Origin of the sequence: Afipia massiliensis (assembly GCF_014203115.1) — a bacterium.
Lineage (GTDB): Bacteria > Pseudomonadota > Alphaproteobacteria > Rhizobiales > Xanthobacteraceae > Afipia > Afipia massiliensis.
This window is the reverse complement of sequence record NZ_JACHIJ010000001.1, coordinates 921,592-947,340: the sequence shown is the minus strand read 5'-3', so window position 1 is coordinate 947,340 and position 25,749 is coordinate 921,592. Positions and strand designations below refer to the sequence as shown.

At 59.9% G+C, this 25,749-nt stretch carries 22 protein-coding genes; 12 read left to right on the top strand and 10 right to left on the bottom strand.

Annotated features, from left to right (window positions below; translation table 11 throughout):
- Positions 1-33 precede the first annotated feature (33 nt).
- Positions 34-3,189 carry an ATP-binding protein gene (locus tag HNQ36_RS04335; RefSeq protein ID WP_184082681.1) on the bottom strand — a complete coding sequence of 1,052 codons (3,156 nt, stop codon included), beginning with the start codon at positions 3,187-3,189 and terminating at the stop codon, positions 34-36.
- 318 nt (positions 3,190-3,507) lie between these two features.
- Here HNQ36_RS04335 and HNQ36_RS04330 point away from each other — a divergent pair, with 318 nt between their 5' ends.
- Complete coding sequence (locus HNQ36_RS04330) at positions 3,508-4,227, top strand: Crp/Fnr family transcriptional regulator (RefSeq protein WP_184082680.1); 720 nt, start codon at positions 3,508-3,510, stop codon at positions 4,225-4,227.
- Between the two features lie 681 nt (positions 4,228-4,908).
- On the opposite strand, the gene HNQ36_RS04325 is transcribed toward HNQ36_RS04330, so the two are convergent.
- The 8 genes from HNQ36_RS04325 to HNQ36_RS04290 all read right to left on the bottom strand — a co-directional run bounded on the left by HNQ36_RS04325 (position 4,909) and on the right by HNQ36_RS04290 (position 10,857).
- The gene (locus HNQ36_RS04325; protein WP_184082679.1) at positions 4,909-5,964 is read right to left on the bottom strand and encodes an ABC transporter substrate-binding protein; all 1,056 of its coding nucleotides are present in this window, start codon (positions 5,962-5,964) and stop codon (positions 4,909-4,911) included.
- 2 nt (positions 5,965-5,966) lie between these two features.
- Positions 5,967-6,299 (bottom strand): hypothetical protein, encoded by a 333-nt coding sequence (locus HNQ36_RS04320; protein WP_184082678.1) that lies wholly within the window; start codon positions 6,297-6,299, stop codon positions 5,967-5,969.
- Entirely contained in the window at positions 6,296-7,054 is a 759-nt protein-coding gene (locus HNQ36_RS04315) for an ABC transporter ATP-binding protein (protein WP_184082677.1), read from the bottom strand. The genes HNQ36_RS04320 and HNQ36_RS04315 overlap by 4 nt, the downstream gene beginning before the upstream one ends.
- Positions 7,051-7,857, bottom strand: coding sequence for an ABC transporter permease (locus HNQ36_RS04310; RefSeq protein ID WP_184082676.1), 807 nt, complete (start codon positions 7,855-7,857; stop codon positions 7,051-7,053). The genes HNQ36_RS04315 and HNQ36_RS04310 overlap by 4 nt, the downstream gene beginning before the upstream one ends.
- Positions 7,854-8,636 (bottom strand): ABC transporter permease, encoded by a 783-nt coding sequence (locus tag HNQ36_RS04305; RefSeq protein WP_184082675.1) that lies wholly within the window; start codon positions 8,634-8,636, stop codon positions 7,854-7,856. The genes HNQ36_RS04310 and HNQ36_RS04305 overlap by 4 nt, the downstream gene beginning before the upstream one ends.
- Positions 8,637-8,802: 166 nt before the next feature.
- Entirely contained in the window at positions 8,803-9,576 is a 774-nt protein-coding gene (locus HNQ36_RS04300) for an SDR family NAD(P)-dependent oxidoreductase (RefSeq protein ID WP_184082674.1), read from the bottom strand.
- Positions 9,576-10,073: a 2,4'-dihydroxyacetophenone dioxygenase family protein gene (locus tag HNQ36_RS04295; RefSeq protein ID WP_246395249.1), complete on the bottom strand. Its 498-nt coding sequence runs from the start codon at positions 10,071-10,073 to the stop codon at positions 9,576-9,578. Before HNQ36_RS04295 ends, HNQ36_RS04300 begins: the two co-directional genes overlap by 1 nt.
- Positions 10,063-10,857 carry an FCD domain-containing protein gene (locus tag HNQ36_RS04290; RefSeq protein ID WP_184082673.1) on the bottom strand — a complete coding sequence of 265 codons (795 nt, stop codon included), beginning with the start codon at positions 10,855-10,857 and terminating at the stop codon, positions 10,063-10,065. Before HNQ36_RS04290 ends, HNQ36_RS04295 begins: the two co-directional genes overlap by 11 nt.
- A 351-nt stretch (positions 10,858-11,208) precedes the next feature.
- Between HNQ36_RS04290 and rfbD the strand changes: the two genes are divergently transcribed.
- Positions 11,209-12,123, top strand: coding sequence for a dTDP-4-dehydrorhamnose reductase (gene rfbD, locus HNQ36_RS04285; RefSeq protein WP_246395247.1), 915 nt, complete (start codon positions 11,209-11,211; stop codon positions 12,121-12,123).
- Between the two features lie 105 nt (positions 12,124-12,228).
- Here the strand turns inward: rfbD and HNQ36_RS04280 are convergent, their stop codons facing one another.
- Positions 12,229-14,571 (bottom strand): Tex-like N-terminal domain-containing protein, encoded by a 2,343-nt coding sequence (locus tag HNQ36_RS04280; RefSeq protein ID WP_184082672.1) that lies wholly within the window; start codon positions 14,569-14,571, stop codon positions 12,229-12,231.
- A 931-nt stretch (positions 14,572-15,502) separates the two neighbouring features.
- On the opposite strand from HNQ36_RS04280, the gene HNQ36_RS04275 reads away from it, so the two are divergent.
- The 10 genes from HNQ36_RS04275 to HNQ36_RS04230 all read left to right on the top strand — a co-directional run bounded on the left by HNQ36_RS04275 (position 15,503) and on the right by HNQ36_RS04230 (position 25,716).
- On the top strand, positions 15,503-16,204 hold the full coding sequence (locus tag HNQ36_RS04275) for an RNA polymerase sigma factor (protein WP_184082671.1): 702 nt from the start codon (positions 15,503-15,505) through the stop codon (positions 16,202-16,204).
- A gap of 85 nt (positions 16,205-16,289) precedes the next feature.
- Positions 16,290-16,913 carry a GTP cyclohydrolase I FolE gene (gene folE / locus HNQ36_RS04270; RefSeq protein WP_184082670.1) on the top strand — a complete coding sequence of 208 codons (624 nt, stop codon included), beginning with the start codon at positions 16,290-16,292 and terminating at the stop codon, positions 16,911-16,913.
- 72 nt (positions 16,914-16,985) lie between these two features.
- Positions 16,986-18,521: an FAD-dependent oxidoreductase gene (locus tag HNQ36_RS04265; RefSeq protein WP_184082669.1), complete on the top strand. Its 1,536-nt coding sequence runs from the start codon at positions 16,986-16,988 to the stop codon at positions 18,519-18,521.
- Between the two features lie 162 nt (positions 18,522-18,683).
- The gene (locus HNQ36_RS04260) at positions 18,684-19,208 is read left to right on the top strand and encodes a DUF4142 domain-containing protein (RefSeq protein ID WP_184082668.1); all 525 of its coding nucleotides are present in this window, start codon (positions 18,684-18,686) and stop codon (positions 19,206-19,208) included.
- A gap of 11 nt (positions 19,209-19,219) precedes the next feature.
- A complete protein-coding gene (locus HNQ36_RS04255) occupies positions 19,220-19,540 on the top strand; it encodes a cupredoxin domain-containing protein (RefSeq protein WP_184082667.1) in 321 nt (106 codons plus the stop codon).
- 338 nt (positions 19,541-19,878) lie between these two features.
- On the top strand, positions 19,879-20,178 hold the full coding sequence (locus HNQ36_RS04250; protein WP_046829204.1) for an HU family DNA-binding protein: 300 nt from the start codon (positions 19,879-19,881) through the stop codon (positions 20,176-20,178).
- A gap of 312 nt (positions 20,179-20,490) precedes the next feature.
- Positions 20,491-21,471 (top strand): LacI family DNA-binding transcriptional regulator, encoded by a 981-nt coding sequence (locus HNQ36_RS04245; RefSeq protein WP_347339944.1) that lies wholly within the window; start codon positions 20,491-20,493, stop codon positions 21,469-21,471.
- A 139-nt stretch (positions 21,472-21,610) separates the two neighbouring features.
- Positions 21,611-23,092 carry an FAD-binding oxidoreductase gene (locus HNQ36_RS04240; RefSeq protein WP_184082665.1) on the top strand — a complete coding sequence of 494 codons (1,482 nt, stop codon included), beginning with the start codon at positions 21,611-21,613 and terminating at the stop codon, positions 23,090-23,092.
- Between the two features lie 41 nt (positions 23,093-23,133).
- A complete protein-coding gene (gene xylB, locus HNQ36_RS04235) occupies positions 23,134-24,660 on the top strand; it encodes a xylulokinase (RefSeq protein ID WP_184082664.1) in 1,527 nt (508 codons plus the stop codon).
- Positions 24,661-24,663: 3 nt separating this feature from the next.
- Complete coding sequence (locus tag HNQ36_RS04230) at positions 24,664-25,716, top strand: ABC transporter ATP-binding protein (RefSeq protein ID WP_184082663.1); 1,053 nt, start codon at positions 24,664-24,666, stop codon at positions 25,714-25,716.
- Positions 25,717-25,749 lie beyond the last annotated feature (33 nt).

Genomic DNA, 25,749 nt, shown 5'->3' with positions numbered 1-25,749 from the left:
CGTCAACTGGACATTTGCCGGTCTGAGCGCGGCTCATCTGCGTGCGATGCTGGGTTCGCCGCGTTGGTTTGCGCTATTTTCGAGGGACTGACGACACATCGCTATCAACGTCTGCATGCCGCATTCTTCCGCAAGTTGAAGAGCGCGCTTGAAATGCGCTTCCGTCACGATGAGGTCCTGCGGATCTGCGGCGCGTGAGATCTCACCGAGCAAATGCGCTGCATATGCCTGTTGTGGCGATTCCCCTCGTTGTTCGGCAAGTGCGAGAGCGCGTTTACCTGCCGCATGTGCTTCTGCGAGCCGGCCGGCTGCGAGCAAAGCCCGACCTTGAGCGAGGAAAAGATAGCGCCAGCCGAACGAATGTTCAGCCAGCGGCACGTCCAGTCGTTCAGGCACCGACAGGATATCAAGAGCGGTTTCGACGTCGCCCGCCGCGAGATGCGCTTCCCCCATTCGGGCTGCAAAGACCGGATACATCTGGACCATTTCGAGATCGAGGCAGGTCTGCCAACTTTCACGCAAGAGGGCAATCGCCTCGGCGTATCGCCCTTGCGCGGTGCGCAGACGTCCGAGCACGTGATTGATGTTCGCTCGTGAGTAAGCGTGATCCAGGATCTCGGCGCGCCGGCTGGCATCCTCGGCCACCGCCTGCGCGCGTCCGAGGTCACCGAGTTCAATCAAAGAGTCCGCCATGAAGGTACGCAAGAGGACGCTGGGGTAGGCGGCCCATCCGGCGCGTTTCTGGTCAAGCTCCGGCGTTTCAAGCGCAATACACCGTTCGTGAATATCGACCGATGCCGCGAAAGTTCCTGTCTCGTGATGAACAATTCCGACAATGAGAAGCGAGGCGAACTGGAGCGATGAATCCCGGATCTGATTGGCAATGCCCCTCGCGGTCTCGGCGGCTGACATTGCTGCTGGATGTTCGCCAAGTCTCCAAAGCGCCACAGCAAGCTGGCAATTAACCGCGGCAGTGCGCTGCGGGTCTCCAAAGGGGTCGGCCAGACGGCTCGCTTCGCGCAAAACATCCGCAATCTGGCGATGTTTGCCGAGTGGTTCGAGCGCGATCACAAGCGCGAGACGGAAATCAATTCCGGCTTTGATCTTCGCGGCTGACGCTGGTAGATGCGACAGGGTCTCAAGGCCGCGTTCACAGATGCTAACGGCGTCCTGATTAGCTCCGCGTTTGATGGCACGCCGGCAACTGCGCAACTGGTAGGGAACTGCCTTTTCCCATAGCCCGGCATGGAACGCGTGATCAGCGAGCCGATCAATGTGCTCGTCAAGGCGGTCGGCGAAACGAGACTCGATGACCTCGACAGCTTTGGCGTGAAGCGAGCGCCGAAGGCCCAGCAGCATGGTGCTATAGACAACCTCCCGTGTGAGCTCGTGTTTGAAAGAATAGTCGGCGGAGGTGGCGCTCCTGATTTTTCGAAGAAAGTCCGCGATTTCCAGCGTTCGAAGCTCATCTGATACTTCGGCCGGGGTTACATCCATCATTCCCGAAAGGAGATCGACGGAAATTTCCATGCCAATGACGGCTGAGGTCTGGAGTAAAGATTTTGGAAAGCCATCCAGCAGATCGATGCGCGCTGCGAGCACCGAATGAATGGTTGGCGGAATCTCAACTCGTCCGGTCTTCTTGGCGATCCGATAGCTGCCCGGATGCCCGTCAAGAAATCGCGTCTCTTTAAGCGTCTGGACAAGTTCTTCCATAAACAGTGGGTTGCCTTGGGCCTGGGTTAGTATCCGCCTCTTTATCGGGGCGAGACTGCCGTCCTCGCCCATGAGCCAGTCGATCAGTTGGTGAGAGGTCGCATCGTCAAGCGGTGACAGGTCCAGGCGCGTTGTGCCGCGATCGGGCGGCGCGCCCTCTGGGCGCTGGGTTGCGATCAGAACGATCTTCATTCCGTTCAGCGCGCCGGCCAGACTCTGTAGAATGAGCCTTGTCTCCGCATCACTCCAGTGCAGGTCCTCGATCAGGATGACCAGGGGTTTTGATTGCGCGAGGCGAAGAATAAGCGATTTTACGGCTTCGATAGTCCTGAGCCGCCTCTCTGATGGTTCCAGCTTTTTCCAGTCTTGATCGTCCGCGCTGAGATCCAGCAGCGAGAGAATTGGGGGCAGGAAAGCCGAGAGTGTGGGGTCCAGTCGATTGATCCCGTCCTTGACGCGATCGATAACGATTTCCGGATTGTCATCAGCGCCGATCTCAAACATGGCTCGGATCAGAATGCTGATGGGATAGTAGCTCGAGCTCGTGCGTTGCGAGGGGCAAGCGGTCTCGAGCACAGTCCACTCATCAGACAGGTTCCGGATGAAATCGTGTATCAGCCGGGATTTTCCCAGTCCTGCCGCAGCGACAATGGTTAGCGATTGCCCATTTCCGGCCGCGGCATCTTCGAGTGCGGTTCTCAGGCAGCGCAGCTCGTTCTGACGGCCCACGAGGACGCTAAGGCCTCGCGCGGATCGGACCTGCCACCGGGTCCGTATCCGCATTGCGGTCAACTCGAAAACTTCAATGGCTTCCGAGACGCCTTTTACGTTGGCAAATCCGAGCGGCTGGACCGTCACGAAGCCTTTGGCAAGATCATGGGTTGCCGCAGAGAGCATGATCTTGCCGGGCCTTGCGATCTCTTCCAGCCGTGCAGCCAGATGAACGCTCTTCCCAACAGCGTCATAGTTCATCGCGAGATTATTGCCGATCGAATGGATGACGACCTCACCGGAATTCATGCCGATGCGAATGGCGATGTCTCTTCCGGTTGCGCGATTAAGCTCATCGACAGCGGTTCGCATCGCAAGTGCCGCGCTGCACGCTTGAACCGCATGATCTTCCCTCGCGATAGGGGCGCCGAACAGCGCCATGATCCCGTCGCCAAGTGTCTGGTTCACGAAGCCTTCGTGATGATGGACCGCATCCATCAAATTCTTGAGGACAGGACCGAGAACCTGGAGCGCTTCCTCCGGATCGAGCTGATCGATGAGGGCAGTTGAATCGCGGACATCCGCAAAAACAACCGTGACATGTTTGCGTTCACCCAACATTGCTCCGCCGGAGCGCAAGATGCGGTCTGCGAGGTCAGCGGGTATGTTGGATTGCAGAAAGGAAAGCGCGTGCGCCGCCGTGTCGCCGGAGCGGGCCTTCGGGCGTCCACAGCCGCCGCAAAACCGGGCTGTGGGTTCCATAAGGAAACCGCAATAAGTGCACTGGTGATTTGTGCTGCCAACCAAGCTACGCTGCCCTATGTTAACGGCAGCCCCGCAGTTTTGGGCCTAGGCTAGGTTTAAGGGTTCCTTTGACAATAGCAAGACGGACTCGCCCCCGGATCGGGAGCTCAAAAAATGGACGCGCGCCAAAGGGATGCGTCTAGTATATTGCGCGTTGCTGCATCGCAGCTGTAATTGATTGAGATTCAACCAAAATTACGTTGCCCGTCGTCCCTTTGCCGTGATCATCTCCGGATAGGAAGACATTCAGTCGCTTTGCAACTGAGCCATATACTGATGCTTCAGGACGACAGACCAAAAGCAGCCCTCCCTGCCGGCGATAAGACGAATGTCTTGCGCAGCCATCCCCTGTTTCGCGACCTTGAAAGGGATGCGTTAGATCAACTGTGCCGTTACGCCAGAAAGAGAACCTTCAAACGTGGGGCAACAATTTTCGCAAAAGGGGATCCCGGCCAAAGCCTCTTTTTCATTATCAGCGGCACGGTGAAAATCGGCGTCTCATCCGCCGATGGCCGAGGGGCCATCTTCAACATGGTCGATGCTGGAGAAATGTTTGGCGAGATAGCGGTCCTTGATGGTCTCGCCAGAACTGCTGACGCGATCGCAAATTCTAACTGCGAGTTGTTTGTCATTGATCGGCGGGATTTTCTAACCTTGCTTGCCTCCCAGCCGGTGTTGGCGACAAAATTGATAGAACTGCTCTGTGTCCGATTGCGCTGGATCAGCGATCATGTGGAGCAAGTCATATTTCCTGAGTTGTCAGGCAAGCTGGCCAAGGCACTTATGCGTCTGATCGATAGACCGGGAGCGGCCTTGGACAAGAAAATCGCCATCACGCAGCAGGAAATTGGCGAGATGCTTGGCATGTCAAGGGAAAGTGTCAACAAGCAACTGCATGAGTGGGCCGAGCGCAAGCTCGTTCGCCTTCAACGTGGCTCGATTACTGTGATCGATGTGGAATCGTTGAAGGTCATGGCTGAGCGCTCGCAGGATTGATCGCTAAAGCTCCAGTGTTTTTCGGAGTTCAACGAGCGGACACGCTTTGCGGTTTGCACTGGGTCTGTGCTGTTGCGCCTGTTGCACCTGCACGGATTCGGATTTCACCCGCGAGTCCGGCCGGGACTCGAGAGCGAATCCAACCAGGGCGACAACAAGAACAAACTCCGCGGCCAAAATCGAAATCGACCATCGCCAACACACTGTCCAGTTCCGTCGGCTAGCTAGGTCTAGATGGGCAATTTTTCCTATTGGGGCTTGCATGAGAGCCTCCTGTGAAGGAAGCGCTTCAATAGCCTAGGTCCGAATAGGGGTATGTGAACCAGGTCACAGATCAATCGGCGAATTCGCGGCGGTCCGAAGGAGGGACGCGCCTAGCGTCTTGCTCCCTTCGTTTTTCGCACCGGTGCCTTGGCGACAGGTGCGGGTTTTCGCGACGTATCAAGGTCGATTGTCGCTGCGATGTGCTCCGCCAGCTTGACGGCGTGATCGCCACTGGCAAGGCCGGGAGCCGGCATTGCTGCTATCGACTACGTCCGTAACGAGGCTTTGAGAAAGAGCCATCGAGGCGTTTGAAAAGTCGTTCTCCGACAACGAAGTCTTCATCATTCCGACCGGCATAGATGCGGAAGACCCATGCGACGGGCAGGGGAGATCCCCGCCCGTCACGTGGATTGGTTTTCAGGGTCTGAAGACGTAGCCCGGACCGATCGCCACGTTCGCCGGAATCGGCGGTAAGTCGGCGAACAGTTCAGGTTTATCCTTCATCACCTTCAGGATGTGCTTCGGCTCGATGTGCTTGTTGACGTCGAACGTTGACTTCAAGATGCCAAGTCGAGCGAGGCGGTCCTCCGCGCTCCAAAGTGCGCGGAAGTTATTCGCGGACAAACGCCGGTCTGCCTGCTGGATATTGAACTGCATCGCCGCTTCGGCGATTTCCGGCTTCAGGCCTGGAATCCAGCGGGTCGCGATTCCAGCGGCCTGTTTCGAATTCTTGCGCATCCACTGGTCGGCTTCGGAGACGGCGGCGAGGAATTTCTCGATGGTCTCGCCATTCTTTTCGACCCATGGACGCAAGGCGACATTGAAGCCGAGATACGAGATCACGTCACCGCCCCGGATCACCTCAATGGAGCCGGGAACGTCCTTGCTCGCAACGATGGGCCATGGATCCCACGCCGAGAATGCATCGATGCCCTTGGCGAGCAGCGCAACTGTCATATCCGGTGGCGGCGTGTTCACCAGCGTCACGTCGTCCGGCTTCAGGCCGGCCTTCTCGAGGATGGCCAGAATATAGAGATGATTGATTGTGCCGAATGAGGCCGCGATCTTCTTGCCCTTCAGGCTTGCGAGGTCGCCTTTGACGATTCCTGCGCCTTCGCGCGCGATCACCGCCATGGTTGCATCAGAACCGGCCTTGGTCGCATTTCCGCTGTAGTTGCCGAGCGCGACAAGATCCATTCCGCGCAGGACGGCGCCAATCATCGGCACGCCGACCTGAACGATTTCACTTTCGCCAGCCTGCAGCGCATTCAGGGCATCGACGCCGGTCGCGTAGGGCCGGGCGATCGTGACATCGAGGCCGTTCTTTTCGAAGAAACCGCGTTCGAGCGCAATCGGAAGTCCGATCTGATCAATGCCGGTCACCATGCCGGCTTTGACTTTCACCATCGTCTGCGCTTGCGCCGGCGCGCATGCCAGCATCAGTGCAGCTCCCAACATCAACAATCGTCTCATTACTATCCTCCCTCTTTTATCGGCCCGACGCTCGTTACCCAGTAAGGCCGGGCAACCGCGTTGAGATCCGTTCGTTTGACTCCTCGTAGTGCTATCGAATGGTCGTCCGCACCGGCGACCCTTCCATATTGCTGGAACGCGAGAACGTGGAAGCGCTCAGGTGTGAATGGCAGTTCGATCTGTATATTGACCTTCTCGGAAGTACCTTTGAGCTCCGGCGAAATCTTCATTGGCGCGGCGAGCGTCAGCCAGAGCTGGAAGCAGAGCCACGCGGCGACCACGCCGAGCACGACGCGTCCCTTGGTCGAACGCAGGGCTTCGGATGCAAGGCTCATGCGGAACGCACCATATGCAGCACCTGTGCGGATAATCTCTTGAAGGTGTCGTCCTCGATCAGGTCGTCCCAGACACGCGGGCGTGGCAGATCCACCTTGATCTGGTCGAGAACGCGGCCCTTTGAAAGAACGACGACGCGGTTGGCGAGGAATACCGCCTCAGGCACGTCATGAGTAATGAAGATCACCGTCGGGCGACGCTCCTGCCAGATGCGGGTGAGTTCTTCCTGGAGCGTCATGCGCGTCTGCGCATCGACGCTGGCAAATGGCTCATCCATCAGCAGGACGGCTGGATTATTGGCGAGCGCGCGCACCACGCCGACACGCTGCTGCATGCCACCGGACAGTTCGTTGGGATAACGGTTCGCGGCGTGGGTCAGACCCGCGAGTGCAAGATACTCGTGCGCGATCTTGTCCCGCTCGGCTTTTGGAACGCCGCGCATTTTCGGACCAAAGCCGACATTGTCCAGAACGGTCTTCCATGGAAACAGGGCAAAGGACTGAAACACCACGCCGCGCTCAGGGCCGGGACCGTCGATGGCCTTTCCGTTCAGCAGGATTTCGCCGCCGGAGTGCGGAATGAAACCGGCGACCATGTTGAGGATCGTAGTCTTGCCGCAGCCGGATGGCCCGACCACCGAAACGAATTCGCCCTGCTCGACATCGAGCGAGACATCCCGGACGGCGGTGACATGCTCGCCGGCATACGGATCAAAGTAGGTCTTTGCAAGATTGCGGATCGAAAGCGTGCTCATGATGTCACCAATCCCCAGCGTTTGCCGGTTGCGCGCTCGATCGGCGCGAGAATCCAGGCGTCAACGATGTACCAAAGCAGTCCAAGAATGATCATGCCGAGAATGATCTCGACGGTGGAGCCGGCACGGCGCGCATCGAACATCATGAATCCGATGCCGCTGGTGCCGACGATGATTTCCACGGCGATGAGCGCACGCCAGCCGTAGCCGAGGCCGTTGCGCAGGCCGGTGATGATGTTGGGCAATGCGCCCGGCAGCGTCACTTCCCAGAGGACACGTGCGCGCGACGCTCCGAGGCTGCGGGCGGCGCGTGCGAGATCGCGCGGCACGGATTCGACGCCGAGTACGGTGTTAAGCACCACGGGAAACAGAACCGTGTAGACGATCACGAAGGTCATGGTGGTGAGACCGAAGCCGAACCAGATCAGCAGGATCGGCAGCCACGCGATGTCGCCGATGGCCTGGAAGAACAGCAGGACCGGCCAGCAGGCGCGATGCGCCCAGCGGCTGGTGCCGATCAGGATGCCGAGCGGAATGCCCAGCGCCATGCCGACCGCAGCGCCGGTGATCAGCCGGATCAGGCTGTCCTGAAGGTAGTCGGGCAGGATGCCTTTATATGTGAGCGTGAAGAACGACCGTACGACATCGCCGGGACCGGGAAAGAATGCGCGGGGAAATACTCCCGCCTCAGAGATCGCGGTCCAGAGCAGAACCACCGGAATGAACGGAATCACGGCGGCGAGGCCCGGCCAGCGAACTGTCATCCGAGTATAAGCGCTCCAGCCTTTCAGGATGATGTTCATGCGCGCCTCACCATGCCCCAGCGCTCGATGGTCGAGCGCTCCAGTGGAACCAGCAGCAGACGATCGATCAGCAGCCACAGCACACCGATAACGATCATGCCGAGCACGATGACTTCCGTGCGATAGAAATCGCGGGCGACGAACAGCATGTAGCCGAGGCCGACATTCGTTGCGATCATCTCCGCCGCGATCAGTCCGCGCCAGGCAAAACCGAGCCCAGTGCGGATTCCCGTGACGATGTTTGGCAGCGCGCCGGGCAGCAGAACCTGGGTCAACAGCGCCCAGCGTCCGGCGCCGAGCGACGCGGCGGCGTTACGCAGCGAATAGGGAATGGTCGAGACGCCGAGCAGCGTATTGTAGGCGACCACAAAAAACACGGCATTGAAGATCACGAAGATAATCGCGCCGAACCCGTATCCAAACCAAAGCGTTGCAATTGGAATCCACGCAATTCCAGCCAACACAGAGAAGAAGCGAAACAGCGGCGTTAGAAATGTGGAGATTGCAGGGCTGACGCCCATCGCGATCCCGAGCGGCACAGCAGTGACGACGCCGATCAATGTGCCAAGCCCGACGCGCAACAGGCTCGCGCCGACATGATTGATCAGCGTGCCGTCGCGGATCGAATCCATTGCAGCTGTTCCGACCGCACCTAAGGATGGGAAAACACGCGGATTGATCTGGAACAGCGGGACCACAATGGCCCACAGGATGACGAGGACGAGCAGGGGCGCCACGAACATCGCAGCACCCACGACGGAGCTGAAGCCTCGCGTCATCCATCTCGGCCGAATCTTCTGACTGGGTATCACCAGCACGGTACCTCCCTGCGACCTATGTTTCCGGCCGATACTGTTGTTGTTTCTTGAGGGGCACTTGTTGTTCAGCGCCCTTAGACTAATCGCGATCAAGCTGCGGGATGCGCGGCACGTCGCCACATCGCCGTCATGCGATGGCATATCCTCCATCAATGACGAGGACTGCTCCGGTGACGAAAGATGCGGTTGGCGAACACAGATAGAGAACGCCGCCGAGCAGGTCCGATGGCTTTCCCCATCGCCCGAGCGGCGTGCGGTCGAGAATTGGCTGGCTGCGTGCCGGATCGGCTTGCAGCGCGGAGGTGAGGGGCGTTTGAATCCATCCCGGCGCAATGGCGTTGACGCGAATGCCATCTCCCGCATAGGCGATTGCGAGCGACTTGGTCAGTTGCGAGATGCCGCCCTTGCTGGCTGCATATGCGGGAACAAGACCGCCGCCAAAGAATGAAAGCATCGACGCCAGATTGACGATCGCGCCATTCGAACTCGCCAATAATGGTCGCGCGGCAGCGCACATCCGCATGGTGCCGTTGAGATTGATATCGATCACCGACTGGAACACATCGGGATCTAGTTCCTCGCCGCGGCGAATGACGCCTGCGCAGTTGACCAGCACGTCGAGGCCGTCAAGGGAATCGATCAAGGATTTGATGGCGTCGCCATCACGCACATCCAGTTGATGCGCGCGCGCCTTGCTCAGCACGGGATCGGAAGCTGCTGCCGCGATTTCGGCATCGCCGACGCCGGCGACAGAGACGCTGGCGCCTGCCTCGATAAAGCCGCGTGCGATGCCCGCGCCAATTCCCGATGTGCCGCCGGTCACAAGCACGCGTTTCCCAGCGTACCAGATCGACGCCCACGCTGCAGACGCTGTCTCGTGCGGTATGGCGGACCCGTCCATCATCGCACGAACTGGTCGACGTAATCGCGACCGAGGCCGCTCGCTTCATAATGAGCGCGACACATGTCGATCTTGGTGAATACGTCCTCATACCCGACGTGCTTGTTCTGCTCGTCGAGATAAACCATCGATCCCTGGATGTTGAAGAAGGTGATCATCTCGGAAGTGTCTTCAGGCACAACGAGGGTGTGAATTTCACCCGGCGGCTCGAACACGTAGGAGCCCTCTGTGGCAACCCATTTGTGCTCGCGATAGAACCACTTTCCCTTCAGCACAAAACCATGAACAGGATTCGGATGTAGATGCCGCGACAGTACGCCGGACTTTCGCACCCGTAGCAGATTGCACCATTGGCCCTGCCGGGTGTTCAGCATCAGCGGCCTGAACCAGACGTCGGGAGCTTGCGGCACCCAGACGCGCTCGTCTTCCGGGATCGCGACCACCGCGATCTCCGGCGACGCGAGCACATGGGTCGAGCCCTTCATATCACGATACATACTGCTTCCTCTGAGTCTTCGGCTTGGCTGTGGATTGACTCGGCGAAAGCCGTGCTCCGCCGGATTTTCGTTTTGAGAGTTTGGATTCGGTGAACCCGAGCACCTGCTCCATCGCGGCCCGCGCCTTGCGGGAATTGCCTTCGTCGATGGCGTGCGCCACGGAGGCGTGATTGGGTAGATTGTCGTCGAACCAGCCGACACTGCCGACGGCGACCAGAAAAACCGTGCTGAGAATGGTATCGATCGCGCCCCGGAACCCCTGAAACACCCGATTGTGGGTCGCGTCCAGGACGGCCAGGTGAAACGCCTTGTCGGCGGCAATGGCGCTGGCCTGATCGTGCGACGTCTCCATCGCCGCCAATGCTGCGTTGATGCGCAGCCGATCGGTCTTTGTCGCGCGCTTGGCGGCCAATGCCGCCGCCGCCGGTTCGATGATCGAGCGTACTTCCTGGATTTCCAGCAACAACTCGCGATCCGGATCGCCTTTGCCGACCAACCAGCTCAGAACATCGCGGTCGAGCAAGCTCCAGTCGTGGCGAGGCAATACGCGGGTACCGTGACGCGGGCCGACGCTGACAAGCCCTTTTGCAGCCAGTGTCTTGATCGCCTCGCGAACAACGCCACGCCCGACGCCGAAACGTGCTTCAAGATCGGGCTCAGGCGGCAGCGTGGCACCGACCGGAATAACGTCACGCGCGATTTCGCTGCCGAGCGTCGCCAGGACGGCGTGAATGCGTCCGGGCTTGACGACTCTGCTGATAGTCCTCGGGCGGGGTTTTGCCACCGGTTTCCGTCTCCCAGTCGCCGTTCTCTATGACGGCGTTCCCGAGACGCTAGCACGGGCTGGTTTGCTGTTGCAATCATCCGATGTTTAACATCGGATGATACTGCATTGCGAAACTTCATGCTGCGCGGCCGCGGATACCGGCGCGCTATGGCTCCTGTTGCAAATAGCGGATGGATGTCGTGCGACGTTCAACGGATTCAGCTCTCATTCTGCGCTCTACTTTTTCCCGGCGGAGCCGGTTACAGTGACGCCCATCGGGGCCTTGAGATACAATGAAACTGCGCTGGTTATGGATACAGACAAGCGAACTGCTGCCATGAATCCAGCTGATCTCGTTGGCTTGCCGGGTTGTTCTACGCGATGACGGTGCCCCGCATCCTTCTGCTTGGAAAAAGTGGCCAGGTTGGTTCTGCCATGCAGGCGCGCCTTGCGGGTCGCGGCGAAGTATTCGCTCCTGATCGGGAGGCTTGCGATCTTGCGAATGTCGATCAGCTGCGGGACGTAATCCGCGGCGTGCGACCGAACATCATCATCAACGCCGCCGCCTATACGGCGGTCGACAAGGCCGAGAAGGATGCCGAGGGCTGTTTTAGCGCCAATGCCGTTGCGCCGGGCGTTATCGCTGAAGAGGCTGAAGCGCTGGGCGCACGGTTGATCCATTACTCCACCGACTATGTGTTCGACGGCGCGAAAGAGACGGCTTATCTTGAGGATGATATGCCATCTCCCCTGAACGTTTACGGTCGCGCAAAACTCGCTGGTGATCGGGCGATTTTCACCGCAACAGATAATCACACGATTGTTCGGGTTGGATGGGTTTACGGTTTGGCAGGGCACAACTTCGCCAAAACGATACTGAGACTGGCCGCAGAGCGGGACGAACTCCGGATCGTCGACGATCAGGTTGGCGCTCCGACGTCTGCTGAATTCATCGCCGATGTCACCGCGCGTATCGTGGACTGTTGTGGACACGATGCGGAAAAAGGGCGCGGCGTTTTCAACCTTGCGCCTTCGGGGAGGGTGTCCTGGCACGGATATGCAGTGGAATTGATACGCGAAGCAAAGCGACATGGCTGGTCGTTGCGTGTTGAGGAAGACAAGGTCATTCCGATCGCGTCAGCGCAGTATCGCACGGCTGCCGCGCGTCCCAAGAATTCGCTGCTCGACACGCGCAAGATTCGCGCGACGTTCGATCTGGATATTCCTGCCTGGCAGGTGCATCTGAAGCAATTCATGGCCGAACTGGGTGCGCATGCAAGGTGACGGTGCGTTCCTGCGCTGAATCCAGGTACCTTGGCGCGCACCTCTGCCTCGTTGAGGATCAAGAGGCGCGCGCTGCGGCAGCTCTCTTTCTAGCCGGGTTTCGGCTTACCGCCCTTTGTTCTTTTCGGCAGCCCGACGAAGCGCGTCGGCCAGCGCGCCGCCACCTGACGTGCTGGTGGATTGCGGCGCCTTGCGTGGGGCTGGCGAGCTTGAAGATGAGCGGATACTGCCACGCGGTTCGCTCTTGGCAGCGCGATCTGGCCTTGCGCCGAGTTCGTCATCGAGCCGCAACGTCAGCGCAATGCGTTTGCGCGGCACGTCAACTTCCAGCACCTTGACGCGAACGATATCGCCGGACTTCACCACCTCGCGCGGATCCTTGATGAAGGTTCGCGACATCGCCGAAATGTGGACCAGGCCATCCTGATGCACGCCGATATCGACAAATGCGCCGAATGCCGCGACGTTGGTCACTGCGCCTTCCAGAACCATGCCTGGTTTGAGATCGCTGACCTTCTCGACGCCATCCATAAACACCGCGGCTTTGAAGGCCGGACGAGGATCACGGCCGGGCTTTTCCAGCTCGCGCAGAATGTCGGTCACCGTCGGCAGACCAACCGTGTCATCGACGAATGTCTGTGGCTTGATTTGCCGCAGAACCTCGGCGTTGCCGATCAGCGCCTTGATGTCGCTTTTGGTCGCCGCAAGAATTCGCCGCACCACCGGGTATGATTCCGGATGAACGCCGGATGCGTCGAGGGGATCCTCGCCAGCATTGATGCGCAGGAAGCCCGCACATTGCTCGAACGCCTTCGGCCCAAGCCGTGGCACTTCCTTGAGCGCCTTGCGGGACTGGAATGGACCGTTTGCATCACGGTGCTGGACGATGCTTTGCGCGAGTCCGGCACCGATACCTGATACCCGCGCCAGCAGCGGGGCTGAAGCGGTGTTGGCATCGACGCCGACCGCGTTCACGCAATCCTCGACCACCGCATCGAGCGAGCGGGACAGCTTGGTTTCGCCGAGGTCATGCTGATACTGGCCGACACCAATCGACTTCGGATCGATCTTGACCAGTTCGGCCAGCGGATCCTGCAGCCGTCGCGCGATCGAAACTGCGCCGCGTAGCGTGACATCGAGTCCCGGCAGTTCCTCTGATGCGAAAGCGGACGCCGAATAGACCGAGGCGCCCGCTTCGGACACAACGATCTTCGACATTTTCAGCTCAGGAAGAAGCTTCACCAGCTCGGTCGCCAGTTTGTCGGTCTCTCGGGAAGCCGTGCCATTGCCAATCGCGATCAGTTCGACGCGATGCTCGCGCGCGAGCTTGCCGAGAATCGCAAGGGCTTCATCCCAGCGGCGTTGTGGTTCGTGGGGGAAAATTGCTGTCGTGGCGACGACCTTGCCGGTTGCATCGACCACCGCAACCTTGACGCCGGTTCGATATCCCGGATCGAGACCCATGGTCACGCGCGCCCCGGCGGGCGCGGCCAACAGCAGATCCCGCAAGTTCGAGGCGAACACACGGACCGCTTCCTCCTCTGCGGCTGTCCACAGCCGCATCCTCAGATCGATGTTGAGGTGCACCTGAATTTTGGTGCGCCATGCCCAGCGCACCGTCTCAGCCAGCCATCGGTCTCCGGGGCGTCCCTGATCCGCAATGGCGAAGCGCTGCTTGATGCGCAATTCATAGGAGCTGACCGTTGTCGGCGTCGCAGGAGTGGCATCCGGGAGCATCTGAAGATCGAGAATCTCTTCCTTCTCGCCGCGAAACATCGCCAGGATTCGGTGCGACGGGAGCTTGTTCAGGGGCTCGCTAAAGTCGAAATAGTCGCTGAATTTGGCGCCGGCTTCCTTTTTGCCGTCCCGCAGCTTGGATGCGAGAAGTCCATTCGACCACATTTGTTCACGCAGGCCGCCGATCAGATCGGCGTCTTCGGCGAACCGCTCAACCAGAATCGAACGCGCGCCGTCGAGGGCTGCCGCCGCATCTGCGACCTGCTTGCCTGCATCGACGAAAGGCAATGCGGTGGCTTGCGGATCGTTCTCCGGTTGCGTGAGCAGCAATTCTGCCAACGGCTCCAGTCCGGCTTCCCTGGCGATTTCCGCCTTGGTGCGGCGCTTGGGCTTGAAGGGCAGGTAAATGTCTTCGAGGCGTCCCTTGCTGTCCGCCGCGAGAATGGCAGCTTCCAGCGCGGCGTCGAGTTTGCCTTGCTCGCGAATCGAACTGAGGATGGTGACGCGGCGCTCTTCGAGCTCGCGCAGATAGTTTAGGCGCTCTTCCAGCGTGCGGAGCTGCGCGTCGTCGAGTGCGCCGGTGGCTTCCTTGCGGTATCGCGCGATAAACGGAACGGTGGCGCCGCCATCAAGCAGGGTGACTGCGGCTTCGACCTGTTGTTCACGGACACCAAGCTCGTCGGCGATCTGTTGAGAGACTGTTTTGGTCACGCAGTATCTTTCTTAGCGAGAAGATCGCGAACCTGAATCGCGACCGCAGGGAGACGGCTTATGAACCACAGATCGATGATTCATCAATCCCGTCGCGACGGAAATCGATCTGTGGATGAACTGTGTTCAACATCTGGCGTGACGAATCCTGGCGGTTTGAAGGCTTGCAAAAAATCACAAGATCGTGGTGGATTCCGGTCCGCGGAGACGACCGGGGCAAAACTTTTTACGCATGCTCAGCCGCCCTTGGCCTCGCGGTGCAAATCAATGCATCCGAGCTTTACAAACTCCACTTCTCGCGCGGAACGCGAGAACGATGGAGCGCCGGGAGGCGCCAAGGTGCTTGCGAGGCACCTTTGGCGAACTCTTGCGATCGAGTCCGCCGCACAGCCTGGCGAGGGCCATGCGCGCCTGATGCGACAGGCGCTGCGCCTCCCGGCGCTCCACCGTCGTCACTCAGGGGCCGGGTTGCGCTGCTCATGAAACATCACGGCCCGAACGCAATAGGAATATAATCTCTTGACTTGAGAGTCAAGCAGGCACATGTCGTCCCGGTGAAGGCCGGGACCCATAACCACCAGTCGATATAAAGGGTGGGAAAGCAGCACCAGCATCACAAATAGATCCATGATCTAAGGCGTATGGGTCTCGGCCGCAGCCTGTCATAGGGCCGGCGAAGCCGGACCCGTTGGCCGGGACGACATCGAATATATCGGCGCGCCTGGTGTTTTCAGACCACCTACCGCACCAAGGCGGGCATAGGCCGGTATTCACAGCGCTGGAGGCCGACAGCCATCTGATCTATCGTCAGCCGGACGATGAAGCCGCTGGTCAGCCTCATTTCATGCCCGGCAGGCCGCCAGCACTGATTTCGAGAATCTCTGGAACCTTTTCCTCGCCCGCCCATCCAAAGGGCAACAGGAGACAGGTCATGACATCAGCCCAGGGACATGAGCAGAAGTCCCATCCTATTGTCTCACCAGACGATTTCGATCTGGTGCAGCGCGCCATCGCGCGCGACGGCGATGCTTTTCGCTCCATCATGCAGCGCTACAACCAGCGTCTTTACCGCCTAGCACGCAGCATTCTTCGGAACGATGCCGAGGCGGAGGACGCGGTGCAGGAGGCCTATGTTCGCGCCTTCACGCATCTGGATAGTTTCCGCGGCGAATCCAGTCTTGCGACATGGCTCTCGCGCATCACCATCAATGAAGCGCTGGGGCGGCTACGAACGCAGCGTCCGACCGTGGACATTGTGACATTCGAAGCGCAGCGCACGCCCGCGGAGATCATTCAATTTCCCCTCACGTCGAAGTCCGACGACCCGGAACGAACCATGGCGCAGCGCCAGCTTTTGCAACTCGTCGAGCAAGCAACCGACAATCTTCCCGAAGTCTATCGGGTCGTTTTCATCACGCGGGTGATCGAGGGCTTGAGCGTCGAAGACACCGCGGAAATTCTTGGATTGCGGCCGGAGACGGTCAAGACGCGGCTGCACCGCGCACGAAAGCTTGTGCGTGAGCAGTTGGACAAGCAGATCGGCCCCGTTCTGATGGATGCATTTCCGTTCGCCGGCCGGCGCTGCGAGCGAATGACCGCTGGAGTGATGAAGCGGCTCGGGCTTCCCGGCTGAACCTGGGAGCCTTTGGTCTTCGGGCCATCCAACGATTTGTAAGTGGTTCAATGCACGGCGCGTGGGCTCCGGCAAGAGAGGAAGTATGTTGAAAGGTCAGAATGTGCATGCGCTGGAGCGCATTAAAGTCTCGCAGAACGATACGAATCGCCCGGACCGCGCTGAAGTCGAGGCGGCGGTTCAAACGATCATCCGCTGGGCCGGCGACGACCCACAGCGCGATGGGCTGATCGAGACCCCGAGCCGGGTAACCCGCGCGTTTGAAGAATTTTTCTCCGGCTATGCGCAGGACCCCGTCGAGATTCTTCAGAAAACATTCGACGAGACTGAAGGCTATGACGAGATGATTGTGCTGCGTGGCATCCCGTTTGAGAGCCACTGCGAGCATCACATGGCGCCGATCATCGGACGGGCATGGGTGGCTTACATTCCCAATGGCCGCGTCGTCGGCATCAGCAAGCTTGCGCGAGTGGTCGACGTGTTCGCGAAGCGCCTGCAGATCCAGGAAAAAATGACGGCGCAGATCGCCAACACCATCAATGAAGTGCTGAAGCCGCAGGGCGTCGGCGTGATCATCAAGGCAGCGCATCACTGCATGGCAACCCGCGGTGTCCACAAGGCAGACACCGATCTGGTCACCAGCCGTATGTTGGGCTGCTTCCGCGACAATGCACTGACACGACAGGAATTCCTCGGCGTGGCAGTGTGACGAGGCTGGTGTCCGATCCGCCGCCGCTCCCCCCGGGCCACATATAGTCAAGGGAAACGAAAGGGAGAGATCATGACGCAGGAGCAAACCTCACCCGGTGGTCCTGATCTGACGCAAGGCGTCTCACCCGCAGCATTGATCGAGGGCAAGCTGCTCGGCCATGTCGGCGATCAGGAAATCCTGTTGGTGCGCGCCGGCACCGAAATCTTGGCCGTCGATGCGCATTGCACTCATTATCATGGTCCGCTCGCCGATGGGCTTGTGGTTGACGGCAGTATCCGTTGCCCATGGCATCACGCCTGCTTCGATCTGCGAACGGGAGAAGCCACGCGCGCGCCCGCGTTCAGTCCGCTGTCGTGCTGGCGCGTCGAGCAGCGCGACGGCAAGATTTTCGTACAGGAGAAGCTGGAGCCGAAAACTCAATCAAAGCCGTCGGCGAAACCGCCAGCTGACACTCCCAAAAGGATTGTCATCGTTGGCACCGGCGCGGCGGGCTTTGCTGCTGCCGAAATGCTGCGGCGGCTGAATTTTGGCGGACAGATCGTCATGTTTGGCGAGGAAGCAGATGGGCCGGTGGATCGGCCCAATCTGTCGAAGGATTATCTCGCGGGCAGCGCGCCGGAGGACTGGATTCCGCTGAAGCCGGACAATTTCTATGCGGAGGCTGACATCGATTTGCGGCTCAATACCGGCGTAGCCAAAATTGATCCTCAAGCGCGTCACGTTGTGACGGCTATTGGAGAGACGGTCGCCTATGATCGCCTGCTGCTGGCCACCGGCGCGGAGCCTGTGCGCTTGCCGATTCCCGGCGCCGGGTTGCCGCATGTCCACACGCTGCGCTCGCTGGCCGACAGCCGCGCCATTATCGATGCGGTGCAGGGCGCGCGGCGCGCACTCGTGATTGGCGCAAGCTTCATCGGGCTTGAAACGGCGGCGGCGCTGCGCGCACGCGACATCGAGGTCCATGTGGTGGCGCCGGAGAAGCGGCCCATGGAGCGTGTGCTTGGTCCGCAGATGGGTGATTTCGTGCGTGCGCTGCATGAGGAGCATGGCGTGATCTTTCATCTTGAGGATACCGTGGTCAGCATCGATGGCCGGAGCGCGACCCTCAGAAGCGGAGGTGTTCTGGAGGCCGACGTTGTGGTTGTCGGTGTCGGCGTTCGTCCGCGGCTTGCATTGGCCGAGGGCGCTGGTTTGGCGCTCGATCGCGGCGTGGTGGTGAATACGCACCTCGAGACGAGCGTTTTGGGAATCTATGCCGCAGGCGATATCGCGCGCTGGCCTGATCCGTATTCCGGCGAAAGCATTCGCGTCGAACATTGGGTGATCGCCGAGCGCCAGGGACAAACTGCGGCGCGCAATATGCTTGGACAACGCGAAGCGTTCGACGCAGTGCCGTTCTTCTGGAGCCAGCATTACGATGTGCCGATTAATTATGTCGGCCACGCGGAGCAGTGGGACGAGATTGTCGTCGATGGAGACATCAACGCCAGGGATTGTCTGCTGCGATACAAGCACAAGGGCAGGACGCTCGCCGTCGCGTCGATTTATCGTGACGTTGCAAGTCTGCAAGCAGAACTCGCCATGGAGCGGGGCGCCGTGGTCTGACGGCCGCGGACGCGCTCCTCCGTCCGTGATCCGATGGCGACGAATCTTTTGCGAAGAGTGCGGAATATCCGGAAACCTTTTTCTCCGCCGATCATCGAATGAACACTACCTCATCAACGGTATCCGCGAAGGCTTTGCCGCGCGGATCAAAAGGAGTGTGTCATGCTGATTCGATTGAGTGCGGCGGTCGCCGTTATGTCCCTGCTGGCTACTGCGGCTTTAGCGCAAGGCACAGCGAAACCCACCGATCCGCAGATCGCGCATATCGCCTACACCGCAGGTGTGATTGATGTCGTCGCTGCGAAGCAGGCGATTGCGAAATCGAAGAACAAGACCGTCGTTGCGTTCGCGCAGGACATGGTGCGCGATCATGAAGCTGTGAACAAACAGGCGCTGGATCTGGTGAAGAAGCTGAAGGTTACGCCGGAAGACAATGACACCAGCAAGGCGCTGTCAAAGCAGGCTGCCGACAAGCAGGCCGAACTGGCGAAGCTCGACGGTGCTGCCTACGACAAGGCCTATCTCGCCAATGAAGTCGCCTATCACAAGGCAGTCAACGGCGCGCTTGAGACGCTGCTGATCCCGTCTGCGAGCAATGCGGAACTCAAGAGCCTGCTGCAGACAGGCCTCAAGATCTTCCAGGGCCACCTGCAGCATGCCGAGCATGTCGCAGCAGCCGTGAAGTAAGGAGGTCTGCCATGAGGCCGGGACTGGGTCTGCCCGCTCTTCTTGTCGTTATGTCGATGGCGATCGTCGTCCCGGCGCATGCCGAAACGATTCAGGTGGCCGTCGACAAGCTCGATTTTCTGCCCGCAAGCATCAAGGCGAAAGTCGGCGACACCATTGAGTGGGTGAACAAGGACGTCTTCGCACATACGGCGACGGTTCGCGGCGACTGGGATGTGATGATTCCACCCAAGAAGACCGTGAGTTTCGTACTGAAGACGCCCGGCGATGTGGAGTACTACTGCCGCTTCCATCCCAACATGAAGGGGCACATCTCCGTTGCCCCGAAGTGAGCGCTTCTATTGAAGGCGCGCGGCTTGTCCGCGCGTTTTCATTTTGCGGTGATCTGGCCGCGCCGGGCGGCATATTCGTGGTGGCGACCGCGATGGCGGCTGGCCTAAGCCATCGCTGATGCCGCCGCTAACGGCGCGGAGTTTGCCTTCTATGCCCCTCCGACAGCGGCGCCCAAGCTGCCGCACGGTCTCGAACAGCCCTAAAAAGCCGTGTCGGAGCACGATTCCTATGGAAATCCCCGGTAAAAAGCCCACAAAGCTGTGCAAACGGCTGACCAGAAGCGCTTTTTGATGGAATTATCAATAGTGTGTTCTGACTCGAATCAAAGGGAGTAGTTATGGCAGTCCAAATGACGAAGTCGCAGCTGATTGAGAAGATCGCTGCGGAGACCGAAATTTCCAAGAAGGAAGTGAAGGGCGTTCTCGAGACGCTCGCAGCGGTCGGATACAAAGAGCTCAAGAAATCCGGCGTTTTCCTGGTTCCCGGCTTTGCGAAGTTCGTGGTTATCAAGAAGCCTGCAACCAAGGCCCGCAAGGGAACCAATCCCTTTACCGGCGAGGCCATGACCTTCAAGGCAAAGCCTGCACGGAAGATCGTCAGGGCTCGCCCGGTCAAAGCTGCCAAGGACGCAGTGTAATCTTACAAAGCCCCTTCGGGGGCTTTTTTGTTTGCTTGAGGAGATGGAGAGATCCGCACGCGCCCAAGCGGCGGGTCTCAGGTGCCGCTGATCCATTGCCGGGGTGCGTCCGCAAGAATCATCAAGGTGTATCGGAGCGCTGATCTCCCTTGGCTCGGGCGATTAGCGTAGAATTCTCTTGCGCGGCGAGGCGAGCCGTTCTTCCCGGCAAGACGGCCCGTTTGCATGATCGCTTGCGTCATGGCGGCCTGTTTTCTAGGTTGTGGCCTCATTGCAACCGTCGGTGCATCCATGAGACCGCGATTGGCTGATGTGGCCCGCATGGCAGGCGTGGATATCTCCACGGCGTCCCGCGTGCTCCGCGGCGAAACAAATCAACGTATTCGCGACGAGACTCGTGAGCGCATTCTCAAGAGCGCGCGCGCGCTGGACTATTCGCCGAATACGCTTGCACAGGGATTGCGCACGTCGCGCAGCCAGACCCTTGGCCTGATCGTTCCGCAGCTCGACAACCCGGTATTCGCGTCGGCTATTCGCGGCGCAGAGAAATCGTCTGCCAGGCATGGTTATTCGCTGCTGATCGCGCATCGCGAGTCGGGGGCGACTGATGCGGTTTATCATCGGCTGTCGCATGGCAACCGCGCCGACGGATTGCTGGTCGCCAGCCTCGACGACGACCAGTTGCTGCGCGAAGAATTGGAATCCACTCACACGCCGTTCGTGCTGCTTAACCGGCAACTGCCGGGTAGTCCTTATTGCGTCGTGCTGGACAGCCGCGCTGCGGCGACGATCGCCGTCGATCATCTGGCGCAGATGGGACATAAGCGCATTGCGCATCTGGCAGGGCGGCCCGGTGGATTCAATGCGGGCGAGCGTCTCGCGGGATATCGCGACGGTCTCAAGCGTCACGGCATTCCCTTCGATCCCAAGCTGGTCGCGGTCGCGGGGTACACTGCGGAGGGTGGTGCGGACGCGATGCGCAGTCTGCTCGCTCTGAAGCCCACGGCGGTTCTGGGCGCAACGCTGGTGACGGCGGCAGGTGCAATGGCCGTCCTGCATGAAGCCGGCCTGCAAATTCCGCGCGACGTATCGGTGATGGGACTGCATGACGCACCAGTCGCAACAATGCTCTATCCCCAACTGACGTCGGTAAAGATGCCGACTGAACTCATGGGCGAAATTGCGTCTGATCTCCTGATCGATCTCCTGAACGGCGGTACGCCGGAACCTGTCGCGCCACTCGCGCCAGACGGTCTTGTCGTTCGCGCCTCCACAGGCCCAGCTCCGCGATAAATTTTAACTTGACCCACGCGGAAGTTTGTAAGACGTTTGAACAAACGATTGCGCAAACCATTTGTTCAATCACGGAATAATGCGATCAGGGAGGACGTTGAGTGAGCGTGGCGAATTTGGCCTCTGGGCAGGGGCTGTCATGACCGCAACCACCATCGCTGCAGTTCGCGATACCGATCGCGTCGATGAAGATCTTGCGTCCGCTTTTGGCGCCGTCGTCGGCCAGGCCAATGTTCTGACGTCCTTCGATCAGAGGCTCGGCTATTCGCGGGATCGTTTGCCGTTTGCCGTTTTCCGCGAACGTGCGGGAGAGATTGCAGGCGCGGTTCCTCGCCTTGTCGTGCGCCCTGCGAACCAGGATGAGATCGTTCGCATCGTTCAGCTTGCGAAGGCGCGCAACGTTCCCGTCATCCCATATGGCAACGGATCCGGTGTGCTCGGCGGCGCTATCCCGCTGGGCGGCGAGATCATGGTGGACACGCGCCGGCTCGACAAGATTGTCTCGATCAATCCGACCGATGCGGTTGTGACCGTGCAGGCCGGCATGAATGGCGCTGATTTCGAACAGCAGCTTAACGAGGCCGGCTACACCAGTGGGCATCTGCCGCAGTCCATCGAAATATCGACTGTCGGCGGTTGGCTGGCCTGCCGTGGCGGCGGCCAGCTGAGCAGCCGTTACGGCAAGATTGAAGACATCGTCGTGGGGCTCAAGGCTGTGTTGCCGGACGGTACGCCGCTCGAAGTACGGCCTGTCGCGCGCCGCTCGGTCGGTCCGTCCATCCGCGATCTGATGATCGGCAGCGAAGGCACTCTCGGAATCATCACCGAAGCGACGCTGCGCATCTTCAGGAAGCCTGCCGTGGAGCGCGGTGTGGTTCTCGCATTCCCGTCGCTGCAGGCTTCCCTCGACAGCGCACGCCTGATCATGCAGGCCGAACTGCGTCCGACGATCGTGCGGCTCTATGATCGCGTCGAGAGCGATGAGCGGACCAAGGATATCGCGCTGTTCAAGACCAAGCCGTTTCTTGCGGTGCTCCAATTCTGCGGCAGCGAGCCGATGGTGACGGCCGAGCAGAGCATGGCGCTTGAAATCGCCGCGGCTCAGGGCGGTGAGGTTGGACCTGACGGGCCGTATCAGCACTGGAAGCAGAACCGCTACGTGGCCTATTCGCAGAAATGGCATGACGCGGGCTACTTCAACGACACCATCGAGGTGACCGGCAACTGGTCCACGATTCCCGCGATGTATGACGCCATCGGCAATGCCGTGCGCGCGATTTATCCGGGAATACATTTCGGCGCGCACTGGTCGCATGTTTATCCCGAAGGCGCGTGCCAGTACATGACGGTGCGGTTGCCTCCGATGCCGGATAACCAGGCGCTGCCTATTCACCAGAAGCTTTGGGATACCGTTCAGCAACTCACGCTCGATCATGGCGGTTCGATTGCGCACCATCATGGCGCGGGTCTGTTCCGCAATCCGTGGATGAAGCGCGAGCTCGGCGCCGGTCTCGCAGTCCTGCAATCGATCAAGGATGCGCTGGATCCCGGCAATCTGTTCAATCCCGGCAAGATTGGACTGCGCGCCGGGCCGAATGCGAAAGACATTCGCCGTGATTGACATGGCGCACATCCGTGCTGCTGCAGGGGAGGACGCCCATTATGGCGGCGTCTGATCCTCTTCTGGTCGGTATTGATCTCGGCGCGGGCTCGCTCAAGATCAGCATCATCAAGGCCGATGGCTCGCTGGTCAGCGAGGCATCGTCGCCAGTCGCGACATCGTCGCCGCATCCCGGCTGGAGCGAGCAAAACCCGGATGATTGGTGGCTTGCAGCCTGCGATGCACTGCGTCGCGGGTTGAAGTCGTCGGGCCGTCCAGCTTCGGATATTGCCGCGATTTCGTTTTCCGCCGGCGCGCACACGCAAGTGCTGGAGGACGCCGACGGCCACGTCATCCGTCCGGCCATTCTCTGGAACGATCAGCGTAGCCGCGACGAGACGCAGCAGCTTCGCGACAAGGCCGATGCTCGCATTCTCGAAATCGGGGCGAACCGCGCCAATCCGACCTGGACGCTGCCGCAGATGCTGTGGCTGCGTAACCATGAGCCGGAAGCATTTGCACGGGTGAAGCGGCTTTACGTCGCCAAGGACTGGCTGCGCGCGCAGTTCACCGGCACGTGGGAGACCGACACCATCGATGCGCTTGGCACCCTGATGCTGGATGCGCAGACCGCTGAATGGTCCAAGGAACTGTGCGACATGATCGGCTGGCCGATGGCGACGTTGCCGCCGATCGTCAAGCCGAGCGCCGTCGTTGGCAAGGTGACGGCGAAAGCCGCGCAGGCAACGGGTCTCGCCGAAGGCACGCCGGTGGTTTGTGGCACCTCTGACACCGCCGCCGAGACGTTCGGTGCTGGCATGGTGCGCGAGGGCATTGGCGTCGTGAAACTGGCGACAGCGGCGACCGTGAACGTCCTGTCGCCCAGGGCGCGACCGGATTTTTCGCTAATCAATTACTACCACGTCGTGCCGGATCACTGGTACGTCATCGCCGCCACCAATTCCTGCGCATCGGCGCATAAATGGCTGCGCGACACGTTCTTCCGCCGCGAAGGCGAAGACGGCAGCACTGTGTTCGACGCCATGGATGCACGTGCAGCGGCGGTCCGCCCCGGCTCGGAAGGATTGTTCTTCCATCCCTATCTCAACGGCGAGCGCAGCCCGTACTGGGATCCGCTGTTGCGAGCGGATTTTGTCGGGGCCGGCTTCAACCACGGTGGCGGTCATTTCGTTCGCGCGCTTTATGAAGGCGTGGCTTACTCGCTGCGTGATTGCCTCGAGGTCATGGAATCCAAGAGGCTCGGCTTCACGACCGCGCGCCTGACCGGCGGCGGTGCGCGCAGCGCCCTGTGGCGGCAGATTGTCGCCGACGTGCTCAACATCACCGTCGAACTCCCTGCGGTCGCGGATGCATCGTACGGAGCCGCATTGCTCGCTGGCGTCGGCATTGGCGTCTTCAAGGACGAGCGCGATGCAGCAGGGGTCGTCCAGATCGTGTCGCGGGCGACACCGGATCCGGCACGCGCTGCCATTTACGACCAGGGTTTCCCGATTTACCGCGATATTCAGAAGGCGCTCGCGCCGATCAATCATCGCATCCACGATTTCGTGGCCGGCCAGAACAAGTGATCTATGTCAGAGATTAGACTCGAAAAAGTTCGCAAGGCGTATGGTCCGGTGGTCGCCGTTCATGGCGTCGATCTGACGATTCGCGATGGTGAATTTGTCGTATTCCTTGGGCCATCGGGCTGCGGAAAATCGACGACGCTGCGGATGCTGGCAGGTCTTGAGGAAATCACCTCCGGCAAAATCTTCATCGGCGACCGCGACGTCACCGCACTGGAGCCGAAGGATCGCAATATCGCGATGGTGTTCCAGAACTATGCGCTCTATCCGCACAAGACGATCTACGAGAACCTCGCCTTCGGTCTGCGGATGCGGAAGATGGATCCGGCACAAATCGACATGCGGGTCCAGCGCGCGGCAAAAATGCTCGGCCTCGATGAATACCTGAAGCGCAAGCCGAAGCAGCTTTCAGGCGGCCAGATGCAGCGCGTCGCGCTCGGCCGCGCTCTCGTGCGCGAACCCGAAGTGTTCCTGCTGGATGAGCCGCTATCCAACCTGGACGCCAAGCTGCGCGTGCGCATGCGTGAGGAAATCGCCCGGCTGCATCAGGAAGTCGGCACCAGCATGGTGTATGTGACCCATGACCAGGTCGAGGCGATGACGCTCGCCAATCGCATCGTCATCATGCGGGACGGTCACGTCCAGCAGGTCGGCGCGCCGCTGGAAGTCTACGATCGTCCGGTCAATCTCTTCGTGGCCGGATTCATCGGATCGCCCGAAATGAATCTGATCGAGGGGCGTGCGTCGAACGGCACATTCGAGAGCGGGGCGCTGCGGATCGCGCTTCCAGCAGAGTATCAGGCCGTCAATGAAGAGATCACGCTAGGCATTCGCCCCGAGCACATTGCGCTCGGCGAGGGCCCAGATTCGCTCGCATTTGAAATCGGCGTCATCGAGCAGCTCGGCGCGCAGACCCTTAGCGTCGGCGAGGTAAGCGGGACGCGCCTGCGCATCCTCACCGATCGCGTCGATAACTGGAAGTTCGGTCAGCGAATTCCCGTCCGGCTTCAGGCCGGGCGGCTCCACCTGTTCTCGAAAGCAACGGGACAAAGAATCTAGGCGACCAAGAAACTAAAACGAACGTTCACAACA

What these genes read in the sequence shown, in the direction of transcription:
- HNQ36_RS04310 (WP_184082676.1), bottom strand. Translation starts at nt 7,857, where the DNA reads ATGAACATCATCCTGAAAGGCTGGAGCGCTTATACTCGGATGACAGTT.
- HNQ36_RS04325 (WP_184082679.1), bottom strand. Translation starts at nt 5,964, where the DNA reads ATGAGACGATTGTTGATGTTGGGAGCTGCACTGATGCTGGCATGCGCG.
- HNQ36_RS04240 (WP_184082665.1), top strand. Translation starts at nt 21,611, where the DNA reads ATGACCGCAACCACCATCGCTGCAGTTCGCGATACCGATCGCGTCGAT.
- HNQ36_RS04315 (WP_184082677.1), bottom strand. Translation starts at nt 7,054, where the DNA reads ATGAGCACGCTTTCGATCCGCAATCTTGCAAAGACCTACTTTGATCCG.
- HNQ36_RS04250 (WP_046829204.1), top strand. Translation starts at nt 19,879, where the DNA reads ATGGCAGTCCAAATGACGAAGTCGCAGCTGATTGAGAAGATCGCTGCG.
- HNQ36_RS04305 (WP_184082675.1), bottom strand. Translation starts at nt 8,636, where the DNA reads ATGACGCGAGGCTTCAGCTCCGTCGTGGGTGCTGCGATGTTCGTGGCG.
- folE (WP_184082670.1), top strand. Translation starts at nt 16,290, where the DNA reads ATGTTGAAAGGTCAGAATGTGCATGCGCTGGAGCGCATTAAAGTCTCG.
- HNQ36_RS04275 (WP_184082671.1), top strand. Translation starts at nt 15,503, where the DNA reads ATGACATCAGCCCAGGGACATGAGCAGAAGTCCCATCCTATTGTCTCA.
- xylB (WP_184082664.1), top strand. Translation starts at nt 23,134, where the DNA reads ATGGCGGCGTCTGATCCTCTTCTGGTCGGTATTGATCTCGGCGCGGGC.
- HNQ36_RS04330 (WP_184082680.1), top strand. Translation starts at nt 3,508, where the DNA reads ATGCTTCAGGACGACAGACCAAAAGCAGCCCTCCCTGCCGGCGATAAG.
- HNQ36_RS04230 (WP_184082663.1), top strand. Translation starts at nt 24,664, where the DNA reads ATGTCAGAGATTAGACTCGAAAAAGTTCGCAAGGCGTATGGTCCGGTG.
- HNQ36_RS04320 (WP_184082678.1), bottom strand. Translation starts at nt 6,299, where the DNA reads ATGAGCCTTGCATCCGAAGCCCTGCGTTCGACCAAGGGACGCGTCGTG.
- HNQ36_RS04260 (WP_184082668.1), top strand. Translation starts at nt 18,684, where the DNA reads ATGCTGATTCGATTGAGTGCGGCGGTCGCCGTTATGTCCCTGCTGGCT.
- HNQ36_RS04300 (WP_184082674.1), bottom strand. Translation starts at nt 9,576, where the DNA reads ATGGACGGGTCCGCCATACCGCACGAGACAGCGTCTGCAGCGTGGGCG.
- HNQ36_RS04335 (WP_184082681.1), bottom strand. Translation starts at nt 3,189, where the DNA reads ATGGAACCCACAGCCCGGTTTTGCGGCGGCTGTGGACGCCCGAAGGCC.
- HNQ36_RS04295 (WP_246395249.1), bottom strand. Translation starts at nt 10,073, where the DNA reads ATGTATCGTGATATGAAGGGCTCGACCCATGTGCTCGCGTCGCCGGAG.
- HNQ36_RS04265 (WP_184082669.1), top strand. Translation starts at nt 16,986, where the DNA reads ATGACGCAGGAGCAAACCTCACCCGGTGGTCCTGATCTGACGCAAGGC.
- HNQ36_RS04255 (WP_184082667.1), top strand. Translation starts at nt 19,220, where the DNA reads ATGAGGCCGGGACTGGGTCTGCCCGCTCTTCTTGTCGTTATGTCGATG.